Origin of the sequence: Lacihabitans soyangensis, assembly GCF_024343775.1 — a bacterium.
Lineage (GTDB): Bacteria > Bacteroidota > Bacteroidia > Cytophagales > Spirosomataceae > Leadbetterella > Leadbetterella soyangensis.
In genome coordinates this window covers 22,180-44,619 of record NZ_RJUF01000024.1, presented here as the reverse complement: position 1 = coordinate 44,619, position 22,440 = coordinate 22,180, and the positions used below count along the sequence as shown (strand labels likewise).

19 protein-coding genes are annotated in these 22,440 nt (G+C 37.3%); 12 read left to right on the top strand and 7 right to left on the bottom strand.

Going from position 1 to position 22,440, the window contains the following annotated elements; translation table 11 throughout:
- Nucleotides 1-24 precede the first annotated feature (24 nt).
- Both EGI31_RS10015 and EGI31_RS10010 read right to left on the bottom strand, forming a co-directional pair.
- Nucleotides 25-2,406: a glycoside hydrolase family 95 protein gene (locus EGI31_RS10015; protein WP_255037096.1), complete on the bottom strand. Its 2,382-nt coding sequence runs from the start codon at nucleotides 2,404-2,406 to the stop codon at nucleotides 25-27.
- A 78-nt stretch (nucleotides 2,407-2,484) separates the two neighbouring features.
- Nucleotides 2,485-3,141, bottom strand: a complete 657-nt coding sequence (locus tag EGI31_RS10010; protein WP_255037095.1) for a hypothetical protein — start codon at nucleotides 3,139-3,141, stop codon at nucleotides 2,485-2,487.
- A gap of 225 nt (nucleotides 3,142-3,366) precedes the next feature.
- On the opposite strand from EGI31_RS10010, the gene EGI31_RS10005 reads away from it, so the two are divergent.
- Nucleotides 3,367-4,314, top strand: coding sequence for a D-2-hydroxyacid dehydrogenase (locus tag EGI31_RS10005; protein WP_255037094.1), 948 nt, complete (start codon nucleotides 3,367-3,369; stop codon nucleotides 4,312-4,314).
- A 46-nt stretch (nucleotides 4,315-4,360) separates the two neighbouring features.
- Here the strand turns inward: EGI31_RS10005 and EGI31_RS10000 are convergent, their stop codons facing one another.
- From EGI31_RS10000 to EGI31_RS09990, 3 genes are all read right to left on the bottom strand, one after another.
- Entirely contained in the window at nucleotides 4,361-4,852 is a 492-nt protein-coding gene (locus tag EGI31_RS10000) for a DUF2911 domain-containing protein (RefSeq protein WP_255037093.1), read from the bottom strand.
- Nucleotides 4,853-4,909: 57 nt separating this feature from the next.
- A complete protein-coding gene (locus EGI31_RS09995) occupies nucleotides 4,910-5,644 on the bottom strand; it encodes an ABC transporter ATP-binding protein (RefSeq protein ID WP_255037092.1) in 735 nt (244 codons plus the stop codon).
- Nucleotides 5,645-5,758: 114 nt separating this feature from the next.
- Complete coding sequence (locus EGI31_RS09990) at nucleotides 5,759-6,262, bottom strand: GNAT family N-acetyltransferase (protein ID WP_255037091.1); 504 nt, start codon at nucleotides 6,260-6,262, stop codon at nucleotides 5,759-5,761.
- Between the two features lie 106 nt (nucleotides 6,263-6,368).
- Between EGI31_RS09990 and EGI31_RS09985 the strand changes: the two genes are divergently transcribed.
- The 9 genes from EGI31_RS09985 (at nucleotide 6,369) to EGI31_RS09945 (ending at nucleotide 15,955) form a co-directional block, all read left to right on the top strand.
- A complete protein-coding gene (locus EGI31_RS09985) occupies nucleotides 6,369-7,340 on the top strand; it encodes a YpdA family putative bacillithiol disulfide reductase (RefSeq protein ID WP_255037090.1) in 972 nt (323 codons plus the stop codon).
- 168 nt (nucleotides 7,341-7,508) lie between these two features.
- Nucleotides 7,509-9,335, top strand: a complete 1,827-nt coding sequence (typA, locus tag EGI31_RS09980; RefSeq protein WP_255037089.1) for a translational GTPase TypA — start codon at nucleotides 7,509-7,511, stop codon at nucleotides 9,333-9,335.
- A 175-nt stretch (nucleotides 9,336-9,510) separates the two neighbouring features.
- Complete coding sequence (locus tag EGI31_RS09975) at nucleotides 9,511-10,809, top strand: AAA family ATPase (protein WP_255037088.1); 1,299 nt, start codon at nucleotides 9,511-9,513, stop codon at nucleotides 10,807-10,809.
- Entirely contained in the window at nucleotides 10,793-11,386 is a 594-nt protein-coding gene (locus EGI31_RS09970) for an HNH endonuclease (protein WP_255037087.1), read from the top strand. Before EGI31_RS09975 ends, EGI31_RS09970 begins: the two co-directional genes overlap by 17 nt.
- Nucleotides 11,387-11,397: 11 nt before the next feature.
- Entirely contained in the window at nucleotides 11,398-11,691 is a 294-nt protein-coding gene (locus EGI31_RS09965; RefSeq protein WP_255037086.1) for a YciI family protein, read from the top strand.
- 14 nt (nucleotides 11,692-11,705) lie between these two features.
- Entirely contained in the window at nucleotides 11,706-12,758 is a 1,053-nt protein-coding gene (gene ribD, locus EGI31_RS09960; RefSeq protein WP_255037085.1) for a bifunctional diaminohydroxyphosphoribosylaminopyrimidine deaminase/5-amino-6-(5-phosphoribosylamino)uracil reductase RibD, read from the top strand.
- A gap of 21 nt (nucleotides 12,759-12,779) precedes the next feature.
- Nucleotides 12,780-13,613 (top strand): DUF4261 domain-containing protein, encoded by an 834-nt coding sequence (locus EGI31_RS09955; protein WP_255037084.1) that lies wholly within the window; start codon nucleotides 12,780-12,782, stop codon nucleotides 13,611-13,613.
- Nucleotides 13,614-13,905: 292 nt separating this feature from the next.
- Complete coding sequence (locus EGI31_RS09950; protein WP_255037083.1) at nucleotides 13,906-14,460, top strand: RNA polymerase sigma factor; 555 nt, start codon at nucleotides 13,906-13,908, stop codon at nucleotides 14,458-14,460.
- Nucleotides 14,461-14,464: 4 nt separating this feature from the next.
- Entirely contained in the window at nucleotides 14,465-15,955 is a 1,491-nt protein-coding gene (locus EGI31_RS09945; RefSeq protein WP_255037082.1) for a hypothetical protein, read from the top strand.
- Nucleotides 15,956-16,033: 78 nt separating this feature from the next.
- Here the strand turns inward: EGI31_RS09945 and EGI31_RS09940 are convergent, their stop codons facing one another.
- Nucleotides 16,034-17,053 (bottom strand): DUF4097 family beta strand repeat-containing protein, encoded by a 1,020-nt coding sequence (locus tag EGI31_RS09940; RefSeq protein ID WP_255037081.1) that lies wholly within the window; start codon nucleotides 17,051-17,053, stop codon nucleotides 16,034-16,036.
- Nucleotides 17,054-17,188: 135 nt separating this feature from the next.
- Here EGI31_RS09940 and ilvA point away from each other — a divergent pair, with 135 nt between their 5' ends.
- On the top strand, nucleotides 17,189-18,439 hold the full coding sequence (ilvA, locus tag EGI31_RS09935; RefSeq protein WP_255037080.1) for a threonine ammonia-lyase: 1,251 nt from the start codon (nucleotides 17,189-17,191) through the stop codon (nucleotides 18,437-18,439).
- Nucleotides 18,440-18,450: 11 nt separating this feature from the next.
- Here the strand turns inward: ilvA and EGI31_RS09930 are convergent, their stop codons facing one another.
- Nucleotides 18,451-21,381 carry a DEAD/DEAH box helicase gene (locus tag EGI31_RS09930; protein WP_255037079.1) on the bottom strand — a complete coding sequence of 977 codons (2,931 nt, stop codon included), beginning with the start codon at nucleotides 21,379-21,381 and terminating at the stop codon, nucleotides 18,451-18,453.
- A 188-nt stretch (nucleotides 21,382-21,569) separates the two neighbouring features.
- Between EGI31_RS09930 and EGI31_RS09925 the strand changes: the two genes are divergently transcribed.
- Nucleotides 21,570-22,388 (top strand): enoyl-ACP reductase FabI, encoded by an 819-nt coding sequence (locus tag EGI31_RS09925; RefSeq protein ID WP_255037078.1) that lies wholly within the window; start codon nucleotides 21,570-21,572, stop codon nucleotides 22,386-22,388.
- Nucleotides 22,389-22,440 lie beyond the last annotated feature (52 nt).

The window sequence follows — 22,440 nt, the reverse complement described above, 5'->3', positions numbered from 1 at the left end:
CATTAAGCGATTTTTCAAAACGCTCTACCAAGTTGCCACACCGCCATTAGCCACTTTTATGGTTTTGCTTTTTCCTTTATAAACCAACTCGGTCTCACCACCAGGTTTTCCTTTAACTCTAGCTGATTTTAGCTGACCATTTTCCCATTCTAAGTCTATTTCAAAACCGCCTCTTGCTCTCAAACCTTTTACTGAGCCACTTTTCCACGCATCAGGAAGGGCAGGAAGTAAGTAAATCTTATCGAAGGTACTTTGGACTAACATTTCTGCTACAGCGGCGGCTCCACCAAAATTGCCATCAATCTGGAACGGCGGATGGGCGTCGAAAAGATTAGGGTAGGTTCCGCCACCTCTTTGGTAGCTTACTTTTACACCGTCAGGTTCTACATATTTCAACAATTCGCGGTACATTTTATAGGAGCGATTTCCATCCCAAAGTCTCGCCCAAAGGTTAATCCTCCAGCCTTTTGACCAGCCAGTGGTTTCGTCGCCTTTTATTTCTAAAGAAGTTTTGGCTGCAGCTGCCAGCCCAGGTGTTTCGGCCATACTGATGTGGTTGCCTGGGTACATTCCATACAAATGAGATTGATGTCTGTGTTTTGGTTCGGCATCTTCCCAGTCGTAGTACCATTCTTGCAAGTTTCCTTTTTTGCCTACTTGGTAAGGGTGCATATTGGCTAAAACCTCTTCCAATTTGTTTTTAAAATCATAATCGCCACCCAAAACATTGGTTGCCTCTATCAAATCGATAAACAACTCTCTGATCATCGCCAAGTCGGCGGTTGCTCCATAAAGCGTAGCTCCTTTGTAGCCTTTGTCAGTGATGTAAACGTTTTCTGGCGATGTTCCGACTGCCGTGATGAATTGATTTTTTTTGTCTTTGATAAGCATATCCAAGCAAAATTCGGCTGCTCCTTTCATAAGCGGATATGCTTTGTTTTTAAGAAAATCTACATCTTTTGTGTAAATATAATGCTCCCAGAGGTGTGTACTGGCCCAAGTAGCTCCCATGGACCAGTTGGCCCAAACTGGGTCGCCTTTACCAAAGTCACCTACAGGATTGGTCATCCCCCAGATATCAGAATTGTGGTGACAGACCCATCCGTTGGCATTGTAGAAGGTTTTTGCAGATATTCGACCCGTTTTTTCGAGGTTTTCAACAAAACTCAAAAATGGTTGGTGCATTTCCGAAAGATTGGTGTTTTCGGCCAACCAATAGTTCTCCTCGGCATTGATGTTCATGGTATAATTACTACTCCATGGTGGTCTCATGTGCGGATTCCACAGGCCTTGCAAATTGGCAGGAACGCCTTCTGTCCGCGACGAGCTTATCAATAAATACCTTCCGTATTGGAAATACAGTGTTTCAAGATATTTGTCCTCGGCCCCTGTGGCATATCTACGTAATCTTTCGTCCGTGGGTAGATTGACGCTCAGATCTGGCTTTAAATCAAGTTTTACTCTGTCGAAATACTTTTTATAGTCAGCAGCATGCTTGTCTTTAAGGACGAGGTAAGGGGTATTTTTGATTCTTGAAAGTCTTTGAGAAACAATGGCTTGTTCATTTTTGCCGTCTTTTTCGGGGTCTTTATCGAAACCATTGAAGCTAGTGGCCATACATACCATTAAAATTGCTTCTGTACCGTTTTGAACGCCAATAGAATTTTCTGTTTTTACGGTTTTACCTGTTTGTTTTTTAATAAAGATGTTTCCTGAAAACCTTGTACCTCTATTATCTGCAAAAACCACAGGGTCTATTTTGTTATTGACATAGTTAGGATCTGCCTTGATGGGTGCTCTTCCTGCAAAATGCAATAAATCATTTTCAGATTTAACAGAATGTTTTAGTTGAGAATCGAACCGAATAGTAAAATTTAATTGACCGGGTACCGAGCTTTTAAACTTGATAATAAAGGCTTTATCAGGATGTGAATAAAAATATTCTTTCGAAATAATGGTTTTACCAGCTTTATAATTGACTTTTGAAATGGCATCGTCTAGGGATAGTTCACGGTAGTAATTTGAAGGATTTTCATGGCCAAAATCAATGTACATGGTTCCTAAAGGTGCGAAGGACTCCGAATATTTTCCCTGTATTTGTCTTATTAGTGAGTCTGCTGCTCGATAATTTTCGTTTTGTAAAGCCTCTTTTACGGCTGGGAATGCCTTGTAGGCATCTTTGTTCATGTAGGGGTTTACGGGCTCACCAGACCATAAAGTGATGTCGTTAAGGAATATTTTGTCGGTTTTTGTACCTCCGAAAATTGTGGCCCCTTGGTTTCCGTTGCCCACTACTAATGCTTCCTCAAAGTATTCTGCGGGTTTGTTGTACCAAAGTTTTAGGGGAACTTTTTGAGCAATTAAACTTTGGGAGAAAAATACAAAAAATAAAAATCTTAGTTTCATCTTTAAGGGTTTGAATATTTTCCAAAAGTAACGGAAAACACAAAAGAAAAGAAAATTTAATTATTGATAAAGAAGCTATTATTGATATCTTTTTGTTCTTCTATGTTCGAAAATAATGAGAATTAAACCAACCAATACTCCTAAACCGAAACAGGCAATCATAAAGTAAATAGGATTGACTAAGCCCAACTTAAATAAATAATCGGAACCCAGTCGCATGATTAAAACCAAGAAGAAATAGAATATACCCAAAAATGCCCAGGTGTTGAGTTTTGAAAATGGTGGGTTGTCGTCTCTGTATTCGTAACTATGATTGGAAAACAAAAGCTTGAGTTTATTCCAGTCCCAAATTAATAAATAGACGTTGGCTAACAGCATTAAAAACGTTATTATCGGTGTTCCAGCGAATTCATAAGAAATGGTGATGAAGAAAATATTGGTTATGATAGGTAAAAAGAGGATCGCCCCGATTGTACTCCACCTCTGAGTCATAAGAATCAGACCTGATAATAGCTGCCCCCAACCAATGAATTTCCAGTATATTCCTGAGGCATACATCGTTTCGAAAAAATGCCAAGCCGAATTTATTGGACTTCCTGCACCAGTCTCGGAGGTAAATCTCAAACCCTGAATTTTAACAATACTCGCAAACACAAAAGCCGCACCAATCAAGTACCTTAAGAAAATGGTAAATATTTGAAGTACTGTATTTTTCTTTAAGTTCGATATTGTCATCGTGATATTTGTTTTTCAAAAGTAAGAAAAATGTTGTTTGTGGGGTATATATTTTAATAGAAAGCTGATTAAACGCTATTTTGGTATTTTTCTTATTTGTGGTTTATGGCATGAAAGGTAAAGTTTCCTTTATTTATTAATTTATAATTGTCGGTTTTGTCCCCTTTTTTAACTATTTCCGCTAAATATAGATTTATATTTGAAAAAAAATACCCTGTCTGATTTATGAAAATAGTTTTTTTAGACTCCTACACCATTCATCCGCAAGAGATTGACCTCTCCGTTTTTAGTTCTTTTGGTAAATTTATTCATTATGATAGAACTCCCCCAGAATTGGTTTGGGAAAGAGCTAAAGACGCCGAAATAGTTTTAACCAATAAGGTGGTTTTGGATAGGTTAACTATGCAAAAACTACCAAAACTCAAGTACATTGGCGTTACGGCCACAGGTTACAATATTGTAGACATAGCCGCTGCAAATGAACTTGGAATTACGGTTACTAACGCTCGAAATTACAGTTCTAACTCGGTAGCTCAGCAGGTTTTTGCAATGATTCTGTCGTTTTCTAATCGTTTAGCAGAGCATGCTAGTTTTGAAAAATGGGCTTCACAACCCGATTTTTGTTATTACGACAACTCCCTCACCGAGCTTTCAGGCAAAACTATCGGCCTAATTGGATTTGGAAACATTGCACAAAAGGTGGCGAAAATAGCTCTTGCTTTTGAAATGAAAGTGCTTGTAAATAAACGTACGCCACTAGATTCACCGATAGATGGAATTACTGAGGTAGACTTTGAAACTCTTCTACTTTCGTCAGATTACATAAGCCTACACTGCCCACTAACAGCTGATAACGAAAAATTTATTAACTCCGCAGCCTTCTTAAAAATGAAAAACACAGCGGTTTTAATAAACACTGCTCGTGGCGGGTTGATAAACGAAGAAGATTTGAAGATTGCCCTAAACTCACGAGAAATTTCTGGTGCTTATTTGGATGTTTTGACGGTGGAACCACCTGCAAAAGACCACATTTTGGCGGATGTTAAAAATTGCAAAGTAAGTCCCCATATAGCCTGGGCAAGTGTAGAGGCCAGAAAAAAATTGATTGAAATAGTGATTGAAAACCTGAAAGGTTTTTTAGAAGGTAAACCTCAAAACGTCTTAAAACCATAAAAGCCCTCCGTTTGGAAGGCTTTTATAGTTAATTCTTTATAGAAAATTACCACTTTAGAGGAATTCTTACCACTGTTTTGTCCCACTCAATGCTAATCTGAGCATCTTCAGCCGAAATGGTCAACTTTTCCATAACACCCTCATTACTCATTGATTTAACTTTAACCGATGCAACATTTTTGTCTTTTATTTTGTCGTAACCGTAAGAACCCCATTGCTTTAGTTCTGAGTTCAAAATTACTGTCCACTCGTCTTTGGTAGGAATTGTAAACAAAGTATAAGTACCCGCTTTTACTTTAGCACCTCCAAAATTAACGTCTTTCTTGAAAGTAACCTCTGTACCAGCGTTGGCACCTGTTCTCCAAACCTCACCATAAGGGACTAGTTTACCAAAAATTTCGCGATCTTTCTTCGAAGGTTGACCATATACAACTTTTACGTTAGCACTTTCTGTGGTAATAGTTGGGCTAGCAGCTGGTTTTTGTGCAAATGCAAATGTGCTGATTAAGGCAAAGAATACAAATATGCTTTTTTTCATTTTTGTTGAAATATTATAGTTTAAAAAATTGTTTCAAGGTATTAACGACCGAAAGTCTCAATTAGTTTTCTCAGCCAATTTTTTTGCCATTTCCAAAGGATTCGTTGGGTTAGGATTAACCAAGTCCGACTCTATCAATCCATCACGAAGTCGAATAATTCTGTGGGCGTAGTTGGCTATATCTTCCTCATGTGTAACCATTATTATGGTGTTGCCTTTCTCATATATTTCATGGAAAAGCTGCATTATTTCATAGGAAGTTTTAGTGTCGAGGTTACCCGTAGGTTCATCAGCCAGCAATATAGAGGGGTCATTTACCAGTGCTCTGGCCACAGCCACACGCTGACGTTGTCCACCTGAAAGTTCGTTGGGTTTGTGCTGTGAACGTTCCCCCAAGCCCACACTTGCCAAAACTGCCTGTGCTTTTTCTGTTCTTGCCGCTTTGCCATAGCCTGCATATATAAGTGGAAGAGCCACGTTTTCTAGAGAGGATTGTCTTGGCAAAAGGTTAAACGTCTGGAAAACGAAGCCAATTTCTTTGTTTCGAACTTCGGCCAGTTCGTTTTCACTCATGCCACTAACATCTTTATTGTTAAGCACATAAGTACCAGAGGTTGGTGAATCTAAACATCCAATAATGTTCATTAACGTAGATTTCCCCGAACCCGAGGGTCCCATAAATGCCACATATTCGCCTTTTTTGATGGTAATTGTTACATCTTTCAATGCATCTATAACCTCAGATCCCATCACATATCTTTTAGCTATATTCTTAGTTTCGATAATAACCATACTATCGGTTTTTGTTTATTTTATTGAAAGCAACAAAGTTATATTTTATTTTTTGGCGAAGCATTTATTTTCTACCAACGAATTATTTGGCGGATGGGTGGTAGGAAATAGATTTCAAATCCCATACAAATTCAGCGAAGTCCTTTTCTCCCCAAAATGAATGGTTTTTTCAAAAACAAACCCGAGTTTCTGTAAAAGGGAATTGGAAGCCGTGTTTAGGGGATCCACTATAGCTATTATTCGGCCAAGTTTCAAAACCCCTTTTCCGAAGTTCAATGTTGCTTGTGCAATTTCAAATCCGAAGCCTTTTCCGATAAACTCCGGCAAAAAGGCAAACCCCAAATCGACATTTTCCAGTTCCTGTCTTTTGATGAAACCGCACATTCCTATAGGTCTTTGTGTCAATTTTTCAGCCACCAAATAGAATCCAAAGCCGTGTTCTTCATAACTTTTCAATGAACCATTTTTGAGATAATTTTCAGCATCTTCTAAACTCTTAACACCTTTATCCCCGATGAACTGTAGCCAAGTAGGCGTATTTAGTAATTCGAGGATAAATGGAGCGTCGGCTAAGACAAATTTTCGCAGGATAAATCGTTCAGTTTCATGAATGAACATTTTATGAAAATTTATGGTGTTCGAAAATTAAGAATTATTTCAAAGCAAAACATTTTTAAAACCGAATTGCAGTCCAAAAAAGGCCGTTTGTCCTTAAATTTGTTTCATGGAAAAATATGATGTTGTTATAATCGGTGGTGGTCCAATAGGCTTGGCGTGCGGAATTGAATGTCAGCAGGCTGGCTTGAGTTATGTAATTTTAGAAAAAGGCTGCTTGGTGAACTCTCTATATAATTATCCAACAACCATGACTTTTTTCAGTACATCCGAAAGGCTGGAGATTGGCGGGGTGCCTTTTGTGTCTATTTCAGCAAAACCCACACGCTCGGAAGCCTTAGAATATTACAGAAGAGTTACTCAAAATAAAACCTTGAATGTTAGGCTTTTTGAGGAAGTTCAGTCTGTTAAAAATGTAGGAAATTTATATCAAACTACAACAAAAAAGAGTGAATATGAGGCCAAATATTTGATTTTGGCTACTGGTTTTTACGATATTCCGAACACACTGGGTATCGAAGGTGAAAACTTACCCAAAGTAACCCATTATTATAAAGACCCACATTTCTATGCTTTTCAGAAGGTTTTGGTAGTTGGAGCCAACAATTCAGCTGTAGATGTGGCCCTTGAAACTTGGCGAAAAGGAGCCGAGGTAACAATGGTTATTCGAGAACCCGAAATAGGCAAAAGCGTGAAATATTGGGTTCGGCCTGATATTGAAAATAGAATAACAGAAGGTTCTATAAAGGCATATTTCGAATCTAAAATTTCTAAAATAACCGAAAGCAGCGTAACAATAAATACTACTGGGGGCGAAATCACAGTAGAAAACGACTGGGTTTTGGCCATGACTGGCTATAAACCAAATCTACCTTTTTTAGAAAAATTAGGCATAAAACTATCCGATGACCCACAGCGAAAGCCTCAATATGATGAAACCACCATGGAAACCAACCTCCCGAACGTATTTATCGCTGGTGTAATATGTGGAGGAATGGACACCCGAAGTTTGTTCATAGAAAATTCCCGTGTACATGCCGAATTGATTGTGAAGAGGATTTTGGAGAAAGAAAAAGTTTAAAATCCAAAATTGCACTTCTCCAATTAATTATTTGACAATCAATAGTTTACTTTAAATTAATACATTGGCTATGAGTTTATTAAAAATAAATTCGTACCTTTGCGGACTTTTTAGGGCTAAAACCCTCAAAAAACTCAATCTAAAAATCCTTTTTTGAAGGGAATCAAAATGCAAGAAATAAGAAATATCGCCATCATTGCTCACGTTGACCACGGTAAAACTACCCTTGTTGACAAAATCATCCACGCATCTAAAATCTTTAGAGAAAACCAAGAGTTTGGAGATTTAATCCTCGACAACAACGACCTTGAGCGTGAAAGAGGTATCACTATCGTGTCGAAAAACGTATCGGTAAGATACAAAGGCATCAAAATCAATATTATTGACACTCCTGGTCACGCCGACTTTGGTGGAGAGGTAGAGCGTGTATTGAAATTGGCTGACGGTGTTATTTTGTTGGTAGATGCTTTTGAAGGTCCAATGCCTCAGACGCGTTTTGTATTAGGCAAAGCACTTGATTTAGGATTGAAACCTATTGTAGTTGTTAATAAAGTCGATAAAGAAAACTGTCGTCCTGACGAAGTTCATGAGAATGTTTTCGACTTGATGTTCAACTTAAATGCCACTGAAGACCAATTAGATTTCCCATGTCTTTATGGTTCATCAAAACAAGGATGGATGAGCACAGACTGGAAAGTTCAGACAGATTCAATCACTCCACTTTTGGATGCCATCATTGAATTTATACCGGCATCTCCGATTAATGAAGGAACGCCTCAAATGCAAATCACTTCATTGGATTACAACTCATTTGTGGGTAGAATAGCCATTGGTAGAGTAGCCAGAGGAACTTTGAAAGAAGGCATGCAAGTATCGCTTTGTAAGGCCGACGGTTCTATTAAAAAAATGAGAATCAAGGAATTGCAGGTTTTTGAAGGATTGGGAAGAGTTAAAACTGATTCAGTGGGTTGTGGAGAAATATGTGCGATCACTGGTTTGGACGATTTCGAAATCGGCGATACTGTTGCTGATGCAGAAAACCCTGAGGCATTGGAAAGAATCTCCATAGACGAGCCTACCATGAACATGTTGTTTACCATCAACAACTCACCATTCTTTGGTAAAGAGGGCAAATTCGTTACCTCACGTCACGTACGTGATCGTTTGATGAAAGAAACAGAGAAAAACCTTGCTCTTAGAGTAAAACAAGGTGAATCAGAAGATAAATTTATCGTATTTGGTCGTGGTATTCTCCACTTATCAGTTTTGATTGAGACCATGCGTCGTGAAGGATATGAGTTCCAGGTTGGTCAACCACAAGTATTGTACATGGATGGACCAAACGGAGAGCGTATGGAGCCAATCGAAACCTTGGTAGTTGACGTTCCCGAAGAAACCGCAGGTAAAGTAATTGAGTTGGCCACACAAAGAAAAGGTGAGCTTTTGATTATGGAACCAAAAGGAGATTTACAACACCTTGAGTTCAACATTCCCTCAAGAGGCTTGATAGGCTTGCGTTCAAATGTCTTGACTGCAACACAAGGTGAGGCTATTATGAACCACCGTTTCAAGGCCTATGAGCCATATAAAGGTGTTATTCCTGGACGTACTAATGGTTCAATGATATCTATGGGTAATGGCCCCGCTGTACCTTACGCTATAGACAAATTGCAAGACAGAGGTGTTTTCTTTATCGATCCAGGTGAAGATATCTACATGGGTATGGTAGTAGGTGAGCACAACCGTCAGAATGACATCGTGGTAAACTTACAGACTTCGAAAAAATTAACCAACATGCGTGCTTCTGGTTCTGATGACAACGTAAAAATTACGCCAAAGTTGAACTTCTCTTTGGAAGAATGTATGGAATACATCCAAAAAGACGAGTACTTAGAAGTAACACCTAAGTCGTTGAGAATGAGAAAGATCTACCTTGACGAAAACGAGCGTAAACGTTCTGAGCGTATGTCTGAGACTAACGCTGCTTTGGTTTAAGAATTTGATTTGACAATTAGTTAATTTGTAAATTAGTCAATTTGAAAATATGGAAAGGCCCCGATGAGATTCATTGGGGCTTTTGTTTTTTTGCGTTTATTCTAAATATGATGTAATTGGGATATATATCTTTAATTTGCTACTTTTGATACAACAAACATTACTTGAGAGAATAATGGAAGATTTTAAAATAAAAGGTATTTCAATAAACAATATTGGAGTTTTTGAAAATTTCAATTTAGAATTTAAGCCTAAAAAAAATGAAGATAAAGCAGAAATTCACATCATTACAGGTGAAAATGGTTCTGGAAAATCAACTTTGCTTATGTTATTGGCAGGAATGTTAAATCCACTTCAATCAAATCCTACTCTAATTTCAAGGTTTAGATTTAAAGATGAAAAAAGTAACTATAAAATTTTATTTTTCAATAATGAACATATAAAATACTACAACAACAATGGCAACCTATTGAATGATAGCATGCCGTACTATCTACAAAAATACTTTCAATATGTAAATTATTCCCCTAATGTTGAACCTATTGATTTTGTAACTTTTGCCTATTCAGGGTACAGAAAAGTTGAAGGGAGTACAATTAACGGAATTAATGAAATTCGAAATTCCCCATTTGAAAACATTTTAAGTTTCAGTAACTCCGTTAATCCTCAACTATTGTTACAGTGGATAGCTAATATGAAAGCTTATGAGGCATTAGCGTTCATGAAGCATGATAGAGAAAAGTCAGTAAAATATAAAACAACCTTAAAAACTATTGAAAAGGCAATCTCTGAAATAATAGATAAAAACGTAAGATTTGATTTAGGTGAAAATCCTTTCAGTGTAAGTATGATTATAGACGAGCAATCATTAACATTCGATAATTTACCAGATGGATTAAAATCAGTTATTAGTTGGATAGCTGACCTATTAATGAGAATGGATCGAATAAAATGGAAGGATGATTTAGGGGTTTTTGATAGAAGCTTTATTTTATTTCTTGATGAAATAGAGGTTCATTTACATCCAGCATGGCAACGAAAAGTTCTTCCAATAATTCAAAAACTTTTCAAAAATGCTCAAATTTTCATTTCAACTCACTCTCCTTTCGTTGTAGGCTCAGTAGATGATGCATGGATTTATAAACTGAAATTTGACGGGAAAAAATCTGAAATTTCAGAGGAGATTTTACTTTCGCAAGATGGAAATAGTGTTCTAACAATCCTCAATGAGGTTTTCGGAATAGAAAGCATGTACGGAATTGAAATAGAGAAAAAGTTCAAGGATTTTTATTCACTTCGGACTGAAATAATTAGGAATAAAGAAAATCAAAAACTAATTCTAGAATTCGTAGACTTGGCTCACTATTTAAGCGATCAAAGTGATGAAATTAAAAATATAATTTCTATGGAAGTTCGACAATTAAAAAATCATTTTGGAATTAATTTAGAATTTAAAAATGAGGCAGTTAACTAGATTACCACAACCAAATGATTTAGAAAATAACTGGAAAAAATGGGGTGAAAAGTACAGTAAAAATAAATCTTTAAGTAATTCTCATGTTTTTCAATGGAGGACAATAAATGGAGTTAAGATTAACTCAAAACTTATCCCTATTCTTTTGAAAATGTCCGACAATCATTGTCATTATTGTGATAAATTTCCGCTTGGGGAAGGAGATTTGACTATAGATCATTTTTGTCCAAAAAGTCTTCCAGAATTTTATACTATAGCATATAAATGGGAGAATCTTTTTTTGTCTTGTAATCATTGCCAGATGTGTAAAATGGAAAATTTTGACCCAGTATTGTTAAGGCCCGATGATCAGAATTATAAATTTCAAAAATATTTTATTTATAATTATTCTACACACAAACTTGAGCCTAATCCTCAATTGAGCCCTTTTGAATCTGTAAATGCTCAAAAAACAATTGAAATTTTTAATTTTAATCACCCGAGTATGCAAACTATGAGAAGACATGCTTATGAAAGATTTCAAAATGATTCCATAAAAAACCTACTTGATTATCCATTCAGATTTATTTTTGAATAAATATTATTAAAATGCCTCAATATCTCCTAGTCGCCTTTGATGGTGACGCCCCGAATGCACTCGAAAAACGTATGGAAGTTCGTCCACGTCATTTTGAATACGCCAGACGCATGAAAGCAGAAGGTAAAATTATTGTTGGAGGTGCTCAACTTTCTGAAGAAGGAAAAATGAAAGGTTCGGCTGTTATTTTGAATTTTGAAGACGAAAATGACCTTCTAGAATATCTCAAAAATGAGCCTTACATTTTAGAAGGTGTTTGGACCAATTACACCATAACACCGTTTAGAGTAGCCGATTTATCTTGAGCGAGTCCGAAAATATGAATCAAATTTTCATGCAACGAGCACTTCAGCTAGCCGCCTTGGGTAGAGAGTGGGTAGGTTCCAATCCCATGGTTGGATGCGTGATAGTGCATAAAGGTTTGATTATCGGCGAGGGTTTTCATCAAAAATATGGGGAAGCTCATGCCGAAGTAAATGCCGTTAATTCCGTAAAAGACAAAGATTTACTACCAGAATCTACTGTTTATGTAACGCTAGAACCCTGCTCTCATTACGGTAAAACACCTCCTTGTGCTGATTTATTGATAAAACATAAGGTCAGAAAAGTAGTAGTTTGCAACTTAGATCCATTTCCGCAAGTATCGGGAACAGGTATTAAAAAATTGCAAGATGCTAGAATTGAGGTCGAAACCGGCGTTTTGGAAGCAGAGGGCGAAGAGCTCAATAAGCGTTTCTTCAAAGCACATCGAACAGGTATACCTTACATAATCATAAAATGGGCCGAAACCGCAGATGGATTTGTGGCACAAAATGATGGGAATCCAATAGCCATTTCGAATACCACTACCAACATAACCGTTCACCGTTGGAGATCCGAGGAATCCGGAATTTTGGTGGGAACCAACACTGTTTTAACCGATAACCCCCAACTAAACTCCCGAAATTGGCCAGAAGGCAAAAACCCTACTCGAATAATTATTGATAAAAATCATAGAATTACTCGAAACGCACATGTTTTTGACCAAAAACAAAAAACTTTGGTTTACAATCTTCACAAAAACGAAACTATTGACAATCTGGAATTTATACAATTAAATGCGGAAAAGAATTTCCTAAACACCATGCTTTCTGATCTCAAAAACAGAGGTATAAACAGCCTTTTGGTAGAGGGAGGCCCACAAATAATTCAATCGTTTTTTGATGAACAGCTTTACGACGAAATACGAGTTATTAAAAGCAACTTGGTTTTGAAAGAAGGAATTTCGGCTCCTAAAGTACCAAGTGGCATACCATTGATCAACAATTACAAAATTCTCAACGACCAGATTTTTATATTTACAAGTTGGGCGAAAGCTTTTAGAACCCAATAGACAATTCAAACTGATTTGACAATGAAAATCATTCTGACTTTTTTTTCAACAATAATTTTAACTATGGGACTTTTTAGTTTTTTCAAGAAGAATAGCAAAAAAGAAAAACAAGATAAAAATGAGATTTTATTAGGAATGGTTTTACTTAAAGAACCTAACTCAATGAAAATCAAACCAGTTATTGAAGAACTTAGGGATAAATGGAAACTTAAAGTTAACGACAAAGATTCAGGTGATGAAACATCAGTTTTGATAATTGATAATTATCAAATCGCTATTGGTAATATGCCAATACCTATTCCGGGAAATGAAATAGAAGAAACAGCTTCTTTTAACTACTATTGGGAGAACGGCAAAACAGAATCAAGCGAACATAAAGGACACATCATTGTTTCAATTACCAACTGTGGAAAAAATCCAATAAAAGAAAACTTACTTTTTAACAAAATTATTTCTAGCATTCTAAACAACAGTAAATCGTTAGGTGTATACATTGGAGGTAGAACATTACTATTAAGTAAAGATTTTTATCAAGGAAATGTAGAGGACATTTCAGAAGAAAATTTGCCAATAAACAACTTAATTTATTTCGGAATTAGGTCAGAACATAATAAGAATTCAATTTATACATATGGACTTAAAGATTTCAGAAAACAGGAAATGGAAATTATTGAATCTAAACATAGTTTGGAGGACCTTTTAGGAATGATGTATAATTTGACAAGTTATGTACTTGAAAATGATGTGATTCTAAAGGATGGAGAAACTATTGGAATGTCAGAAACGCAGAAATTGAAAATTAAACAATCAAAAGGTAAAAATTTAGAAGGACAGACTTTAAAAATTGATTATTGACGACGAACAAAAGCCTACAACTAATACATTATTGGCTTTACAGCGTCCAAATGTTATTCAATGAGCATTTGGAATACTATTTACATCAGTTCGAGCTGTCAGTTTTTCAAGTTAACATTAGTAATTTACCTTCAGCTTAACTACATTTAACAGGCTATTGTTAAGGGCTGATAGTAGTTCTAATCCCGCCACATCGCCAATATTTATAATATAATTCCAACCTTTTTTTCGTTATTGGAATCATTGTTGTACCCTTAGAATACAGCATTTTGTGTTCTGCCTTTTATAAAATATGTCAAACGATAAACTTGTAGTGGAGGCCTGCATACGCGAGGAGCGGGTGGCTCAAAGGCAATTGTATGAACAATTTGCTGGAAAGCTCTATGCGGTGGCGTTGCGGTACATGAAAGGCAAGGATGAGGCTCAGGATGTATTGCAAGATGCGTTTATAAAGATTTTTAAAAACCTTCATTCTTTCCGATTTGATTGTCCTTTAGAGGCTTGGCTTAAGCGAATAGTCATAAACACGGCCCTAAAAGCTATCCAGAAACGTGGACAAATGCCCACTGTCGATATTGCAGATTATCATGGCGAATTCGACGAAAGTCCAGAAAATTTAGGACTCGAAAATCTTAAAATGGAAACCTTGCTGGGTTTGATAAATGAGCTCCCTGAGGGTTGTAGGACGGTTTTTAACTTATATGCTATTGAAGGACATAAACACCAAGAAATTGCTGAGATGCTGAACATTACCGAGGGAACCTCAAAATCGCAGTTTTCGAGAGCACGGATGCTTTTGATAGAAAAAATAGAAAAAGAAAATATTAGACTGGCTAAAGCCAATTAAATAAATGGAATCAGAATTTAAAAGTTTCGAAAACCAGTGGAATGAGGCCTTCAAGGACGCCTCTGTGCCACCCCCTGACTTGGTTTGGGAAAATATCGAAAAAGAGCTTGACAAAAAGAAGAAGAAAAGAATAGCTTTTATTTGGTGGAAAAACCCTGCCCTATTGTCAGGCATAGCTGCGGCTTTGGTCTTAGGACTTACGGTACTTTTTGTAAATAATAATCAAACCAAAAACATATCACAAGTTATTGATAGCAAAGAAACTAACCAACAAATAGATAAACAAAACACAGACGAAAAGACTCGGATTCAGAGTAAGCAAGCAGAAATTTCAGAAGAAAACAACAAATCTTTTGACACTCAAGAAAAAGGTAGATTGGCGACATTGTCTTTTACTAAAAACAAAGAACAGAAGTCAATTGGAAGAAAACTAAATTTGTTTGGAAGAAATAGAAAAATGGGTTCTGTTGGTACTTCAGACGAGGGAATTTCACAAAAAAATACCCTAAGTAATGAACTTCTGAATCCGGCCAAACCGAAAGCTGCAGAAAGTTATTTAGCCGCAAACGATTCGGAGAAAATTGAGATTAATCCATTGAAGCAAAGAGGAGCTAAATATTTTGCCAATAGATTTCAACCTTTTCGTTCTCACATAAGCGTAGATTTTGAGGATGCAGTGGCTGAGACCAAAGAGTCAAAAGACAAAATGTGGTTTGGTTTAAACTCTGGTGTGGCTCCTTTTAATCCCAACTTTCAGAATACTGGTTTTACCGGAGACGCATTGGCTTCAGCAAGAAATGATGCCGCTTTTGTATCGAAAGGCACGCAATTTGAAATGTCACCTTCAAGCCCTTCGCCTCAAGGAAACACTGCCGGTTTTTTGTCCAATAGCTTGCCTGAAAGCAGCTTTAGAAACGGAAGAGCAGTGAATTTTGGCTTTTCTTTTGGCAAAAAAATAAAAAACAGACTGGGTATTGAAAGCGGTCTTAGATATATGCAAGCCAATGCTTACATGAGCACAAACGTCTATGCTATCAATCAAAATACGGGTGAGGTTAACAGCTATTTTCAGTCGAATTATCTGGATTCTAAAAGCAGCAATACACAAACCGTGCTTTCGGTAAATGCTACTAATAAGCAGTTGTACAACTACTTCAATGTGCCAGTTCTTTTAAATTATAGTATTCCTCTCATTAAAAAACTTGACATGGAGGCTCTGGGTGGAGTTAGTGGTGATATGTTTGTTTTTGGTAATTTCGACAGTCAAAATTCTGAAAGTAGCAATCTCACTGCTGCTAATTCAAGTTTTAATTTGCTAAATATCAGCGGAATGGGAGGCCTGAGAATCAATTACGACATCAACAATAGCTGGGAAGCCAATCTGGGCTCAACCTACCAACAAGCCTTGATTTCCGGAGTTAGGAGCGAACAGAATTTAAGGTTCAAGCCAAGAACATTTGGGATAAACTACGGAGTGAGATTTAAGATGAAGTAGAAGGGTATTTTCGTACAATCAAAAAAGGGAGAGAATTTTAAAAATCCTTTCCCTTTTCTGTTAACAACAAACTACTTTTTATTCAACAAAAATAGTACCCGACGAGGCAGACATTGTAACTTCTGTTCCGCCGCCATTTACTTTTCCTTTTACTCTTCCTGAGGTTAGGTTTGAAGAAACCTTTGATAGTTTATCGCTTTTAATTCTGTTTCCTTTCAAGTCTAGATCCATACCTTCAGAAAAAGGAATATTAGCTCGAATATTACCCGCACTTGTGCTTAAGCTCAATATTTTGCCCAATTTTACGATGTTGGCATCAATACCACCACCAGATGTTCTGGCCACCACATCACCACTTATTTGATTCAGTTCAATACTTCCACCTGAAGTAGATACGTCCAAACTACCTTTAATTTCTTCAGAATCAATGCTACCACCACTTGTATATGCCTTAATGGTTCCTTTCAATTGACTGAGTTCGATACCACCGCCTGAAGTTGACAAATTGATATTTCCTTTTGAGTTCTTTGCAGAAATTCCCCCACCACTGGTTTTCATGCTGATTATGCCATCGCAACCTTCCATTTTTATTCCGCCACCACTCGTTTTTCCCTCAACTTTACCTTTAAGTTTGGATACTGTAATTCCACCACCACTGGTTTTGAAATTCAAGTCTCCTTCCAGATTATCCAAGGTTATTCCTCCCCCAGCGGTACCCAAGTTTACATCCACTTTTGATGGCGAATACACCTCGAAACCGATTGAAATCTTTTGTCGCTTCATCTCAGGGTCTTTTGGTTTAGCTAGGCAAATTATAGCTCCATCCTTGTATTCCATTTCAAGGATGTAGTTTTTTAATTCTTCCTCAATTTCACCTTTTGAGGCCGTTTTGTTCCAGTTGTTAGTGTTGACAAAAACCTTTACTTCAGCGTCTTTAGCTGCTGTTCCGAAAACCTTAATACCACCGCCAGTAGTATTTACTTTAACGCTCTGGATGTTTACACCCGTGAATTTCTTGGTAGTGAAAGGCTCTTTGGTCTGTGCCATACAAAAGCTTATGGCCAAGCTTAAGAAAATGATAATGTGATACTTTTTCATATTTATATTTTAGTTTTTCTGAAAGATGCATTTTTATGCCAAAGGTTGCATGGTAATTTTCAGCGAAATGATTTTTGAGAATCATAAATTTTGTAGGTTTGCTTAATATTTAATTAATCAGACAAGCGTTCGACCATGATCAACGGCATAGAACTAGAAAACATTTACACCGCGGCTTCGAGATTAAAAAATGTGGCTTTGAAAACACCTCTCATGTTTAATCAAAACCTTTCGGAAAGATACCAAGCCAACATTTATCTCAAAAGAGAAGACTTACAAGTGGTCAGGTCATACAAAATCAGAGGAGCCTACAACAAAATGGCATCTATGTCTGCCGAGGATTTAGCCAAAGGAGTGGTGTGTGCCAGTGCTGGAAATCACGCCCAAGGAGTGGCTTATGCCTGCCAGAAAATGGGTGTACACGGTAAAATTTTTATGCCCACCACCACACCCGCTCAAAAAATAAAGCAGGTGAAGATGTTTGGCAAAGAATGGGTAGAAGTTCGGCTGACAGGTGATACCTACGACGACTCGTTCGATGCAGCTCAAATATACGTAGAAGAAAACGGGGGCATATTTGTCCACCCTTTTGACGATATTCAGGTAATGGAAGGGCAAGGAACAGTGGGCCTTGAAATATTCAAAGATGCGGATTTTAAAATAGATTACTTGCTTTTTGCGATTGGAGGCGGTGGTTTGGCGGCAGGTGTGAGCACTGTTTTCAAGAATTTGAGTCCAAAAACCAAACTTATTGGTGTAGAGCCGCTTGGTTCGCCCACTATGAAGGTTTCTATAGACAATGGAAAAGTAACTCCGCTAGAGCATATCGATAAATTTGTAGATGGTGCCGCTGTAAAAAAAGCTGGTACATTGACCTATGAAATAGTAAAAGACAAATTGGATAACATCCTTCTGATTCCCGAAGGAAAAGTATGCTCCACCATTTTACAGCTTTATAACGAAGAAGCCATCGTGGCTGAGCCAGCAGGTGCCTTGAGTGTGGCGGCTTTAGACACAATAAAAGATAAAATAAAAGGCAAAAATGTAGTGTGCATTATCGGCGGTGGAAACAATGACATTACACGCACAGAAGAGATAAAGGAACGTTCGCTACTTTTTGAGGGATTAAAACACTATTTCATTATACGGTTTTTGCAGCGTTCAGGAGCATTCAAAGAGTTTTTGGAAGTAGTTTTAGGGCCAACTGTAGATATCGTGTTTTTTGAATATTCTAAAAAAACATCCAGAGAACGAGGCCCAGCTTTGGTGGGTATTGAACTTTCTAAAAAAGAAGAATTCTCCGAACTCATCAAACGCATGGAAAAAGCCAATGTGCAATTTACCTATATCAACGACAAGCCCGATTTGTTTGAGTTTTTGATTTGACTGAAATATTTTTATTCCAAAAGCGAAAGAATATCTTTCTCTGAAAGTGACTTAATAAATCCTTCTTCGGCAGTTATGAGCTCATTGAAAAGCTGCTTTTTGGTGTTTTGCAGATCCAAGATCTTTTCCTCTACCGTGTTTTTTGTAATAAACTTATAACTAAAGACGGTGTTGGTTTGACCTATTCGATGGGCACGGTCTACCGCTTGGGCCTCAATGGCTGGATTCCACCATGGATCTAACATAAATACATACTCAGCCGCTGTTAAATTTAATCCCACGCCTCCGGCTTTTAATGAAATCAAAAAGACCTTTTCTCTGTCCTCATTCTGAAATTTTTCCACCAACTCCATGCGGTTTTTTGTAGCACCATCAAGGTACAAATACGGGATATTTTGTTCGTCCAATTTCTTGGCAATCAACGAAAGATGTTTAACAAACTGACTAAATACCAGCGTTTTGTATCCTTCTTTCACCACGTCCAATAGCTTATGCATAACGTCTCTGTCTTTACCAGAATCGCCCGGGGAGCTTTCGTCGACCATTAGTGGATTATTGGCCAATTGTCTCAGTTTGGTTAATCCTTGAAGCACCAAAATGCTCGATTTTTTTAATCCTCCTGAACCAGCTTCGCTTAACAACTGGTTTCTTACATATGCCTTGGTTTCTTCATACATTTTCTCCTGCTCTTCCGACATTTGGCAGTATTGAATAGACTCTATTTTCTCCGGTAAGTCTTTGGCTACTTGCTTTTTATGTCGTCTCAGCATAAAAGGTTTTATGCGTGCAAAGAGTTTTTGAAGCGTCTCTTCGTCTTTTTGCTTTTCTATCAGATTCTGGAAGTTATCCCTAAAATAGGCCATTGAGCCCAATAGTCCGGGATTGATAAAACTCATCTGCGACCACAAATCCATAGTGCTGTTTTCGAGCGGAGTACCTGTCAAAATGAGTCTATTTTCAGTATTGAGCTGAATAACCGACCTAAAAATCAAAGAACTAGGGTTTTTGATTGCCTGAGATTCATCCAAGATGGCGTAATTGAATCTATAATTTTTCAGGAAATCAATATCTAACCTCAAAACACCGTAGCTACAAATGATAAGATCATAAAACTTAAATGCTCCCGCATCTTTGTGTCTGTTTTGCCCAAAATGTATGAGGATCTTTAGCTTTGGCGTAAACTTAGTGGCCTCTTTTTGCCAATTATAAATCAGCGAGGTCGGCATGACCAATATACTCGGATTTTCTGGCTTATCTTCCTTGATTTTTTGCAAAAAAGCCAAAGTAGTAACAGTTTTTCCAAGCCCCATATCGTCCGCCAAGCATCCGCCAAATTTGTAGTTTTTTAAGAAATGTAACCAATCGTAACCCGCTTTCTGGTAAGGCCTTAGACTGCCCTTGAAGTTTTTTGGAAGCTCTATTTCTTCAATTTCCTCAAAGTTTTTCAAGCCCTGCAACTTGCGGTTCATTACTGTTACAGCCAGACCGTCTTCTTCCAAATAATTTATTATCCCCACATGATGCTTTTTCAGACGGCCCTGTTCCTCGTCTTCTACCTCAATGTTTTCGAAAAGTTCGGAATATTTACTGAACCACTCAGCCGGAATCATCGCCATTTGGCCATTTGGAAGTTCAAACTCTCTGATATTATTCAAAATGTAGTTTCGGAGTTTCACAAAAGGCACTTTGTACTCGCCAAACTGCACCAGAGCCTTGATATCAAACCAGTCACGGTTTTCCTCTATCTGTATTTCGAGTTTTGAATAACCCAAGAAATACTGTACCGTATTTTCTGTATTTTGCCTTATTTCTATCTGCAATTCTTCCAGATTTAGTGCATTTTTCTGAAGCCATTCTATAGCTTCACTTTTGGGTTTGGCTATGCGTCCATTTCTTAAATCTAAATGTAGGTTTTTAATGAAAAGTATCGTTTCCTTTTCTTTTTCTAAGTTCTTTTTGATTTTATGAAAAACCCAAGAATCTTCTTTTTTCTCCAAAAAAACGTAGGCCGGAGCACTGAAATTATCGTATTTAAAGTTGTATTTGCCGTATTGAAAAGACAGCTCCAGATAAAATTTACTTTCTTCAAAACTGGCATTCTCAGAGGTGCTTTCGAACAAATTACCGTTAGATTTCTGGGATTTTACTTCCGAAACGAGCAATTGGGCTTTTAATTCTTGTTTTTCCTTAATGATTTCAAAACCTTTGGCAAATACATTAAAATTTGCAACCAATGGTACTATAAATTTCTGATAATAAGTATCTTCTATTTTCTTGGGGATAATTATATTTGGCTTATTCAGAAACGGTTTTAGTTTCCTGCCATCCGCAAAATCATCAAAAATATACAGTTTGGTGTCTATCAACATGCAGGCAGGCAAGTCGTTGATGATGTAGGCATTTTTAAACTGAAACTTGACTTTTTCCTCTCCACATTTGATGATGGGATAATACACCGTCTGCTCCTCTTGTCTGTCAAAATGAAAGTAAGCTTTAGCTGGTTCTTTCATTATTTCTATTTCTTTCCAAGTGGCAACACCATCGCTGCCCATTATGAACAAATGCTTGTTTTTAATTCTTGAAAAGATCTCTTTTTTGTAATTTTCTAGATAAGCAAAAATAGAATCTCGCAGCAGTTTATCGCCTTTTTCTGCATGGAAAGTTTTCTTAAAAAAGTCCTCGGCTGTTATTTTCTTAGTGTTGAATTTCTTTAAAATTACGTCTTGCTGAATACCATCAGTAAGCTTTACCAATTCAAAATCATCCTCCTCTAGGCCAGTTGCAAAGTCCGAAATATTTTTTGATGAGATGTTTTGGGTTTGAAAAGTGACTTCTCCCCTAGCGTTGAGCTGCACCACATACGACTCTAAAAGAAAACCGAGGTACTCGTGTTCGTAAAGGCTGTAAATAATTTTGAATGGCTCTGTTGGCGATACAATCATCAGTTCGATTTGAAAAAAGGGAATCAAATGTAATGGATTGGCTTTTGATGGCAAAAAAAAGATTAGGAAACATATCCACATTGCGGATGGAAGTGTGCTTTGAAGTAATTTTAGCGAGCAAATCAAAAAAATGTCTTAATTTTGCGATTCGTTATTTAAAACATAAACCGAACAAACCAACCAATATTATGGCTTACGGATTACTAAAAGGTAAGAAAGGTATCATATCAGGTGCTTTAGACGAGAATTCTATCGCATGGAAAGTTGCATTGAAAGCTAAAGAAGAAGGGGCAATATTCACTCTCACCAACGCACCTATAGCCATGAGAATGGGTGAAATCAACAAACTTGCTGAGGCCTGTGAGGCTGAAATAATCCCTGCTGATGCTACCAGTGTAGAAGATATTGAAAATCTTTACGCCAAATCTATGGACATATTGGGCGGAAAAGTGGACTTCGTTTTGCACTCTATCGGTATGTCACCAAACGTACGTAAAGGCAGGGCTTATGGAGACCTTAACTACGATTTTTATAAACAAAGTGTGGATATTTCGGCCATGTCATTCCACAAGTTTTTGCAAACAGCCGAAAAAATGAACGCCATCAACGAATGGGGCTCTGTAGTGGCTTTAACTTACATGGCGGCACAAAGAACATTCTCTTTCTATAGCGACATGGCAGATGCCAAAGCTATGTTGGAGTCTATTGCCAGAAGTTATGGCTACAGATATGGAAAATTGAAAAACGTAAGAGTAAACACCGTTTCACAGTCGCCAACTAAAACTCGTGCGGGTGGTGGTATAGCTGGGTTTGACTCATTCTACGAATTTGCCGAAAAAATGTCTCCACTGGGCAATGCCTCAGCCGATGCCTGTGCGGATTATGTTTTAACACTTTTCTCTGATTTAACAAAGATGGTGACCATGCAGAACCTTTTCCACGACGGTGGCTACTCTATGACAGGGGTATCGGCTGAATTGTTGGAAATGATAAAGCCTGCTGAGTAATAAACTTTGTTTATTTTACCGCAGAATTGATTTTGGTGGACATTTTGTTCAC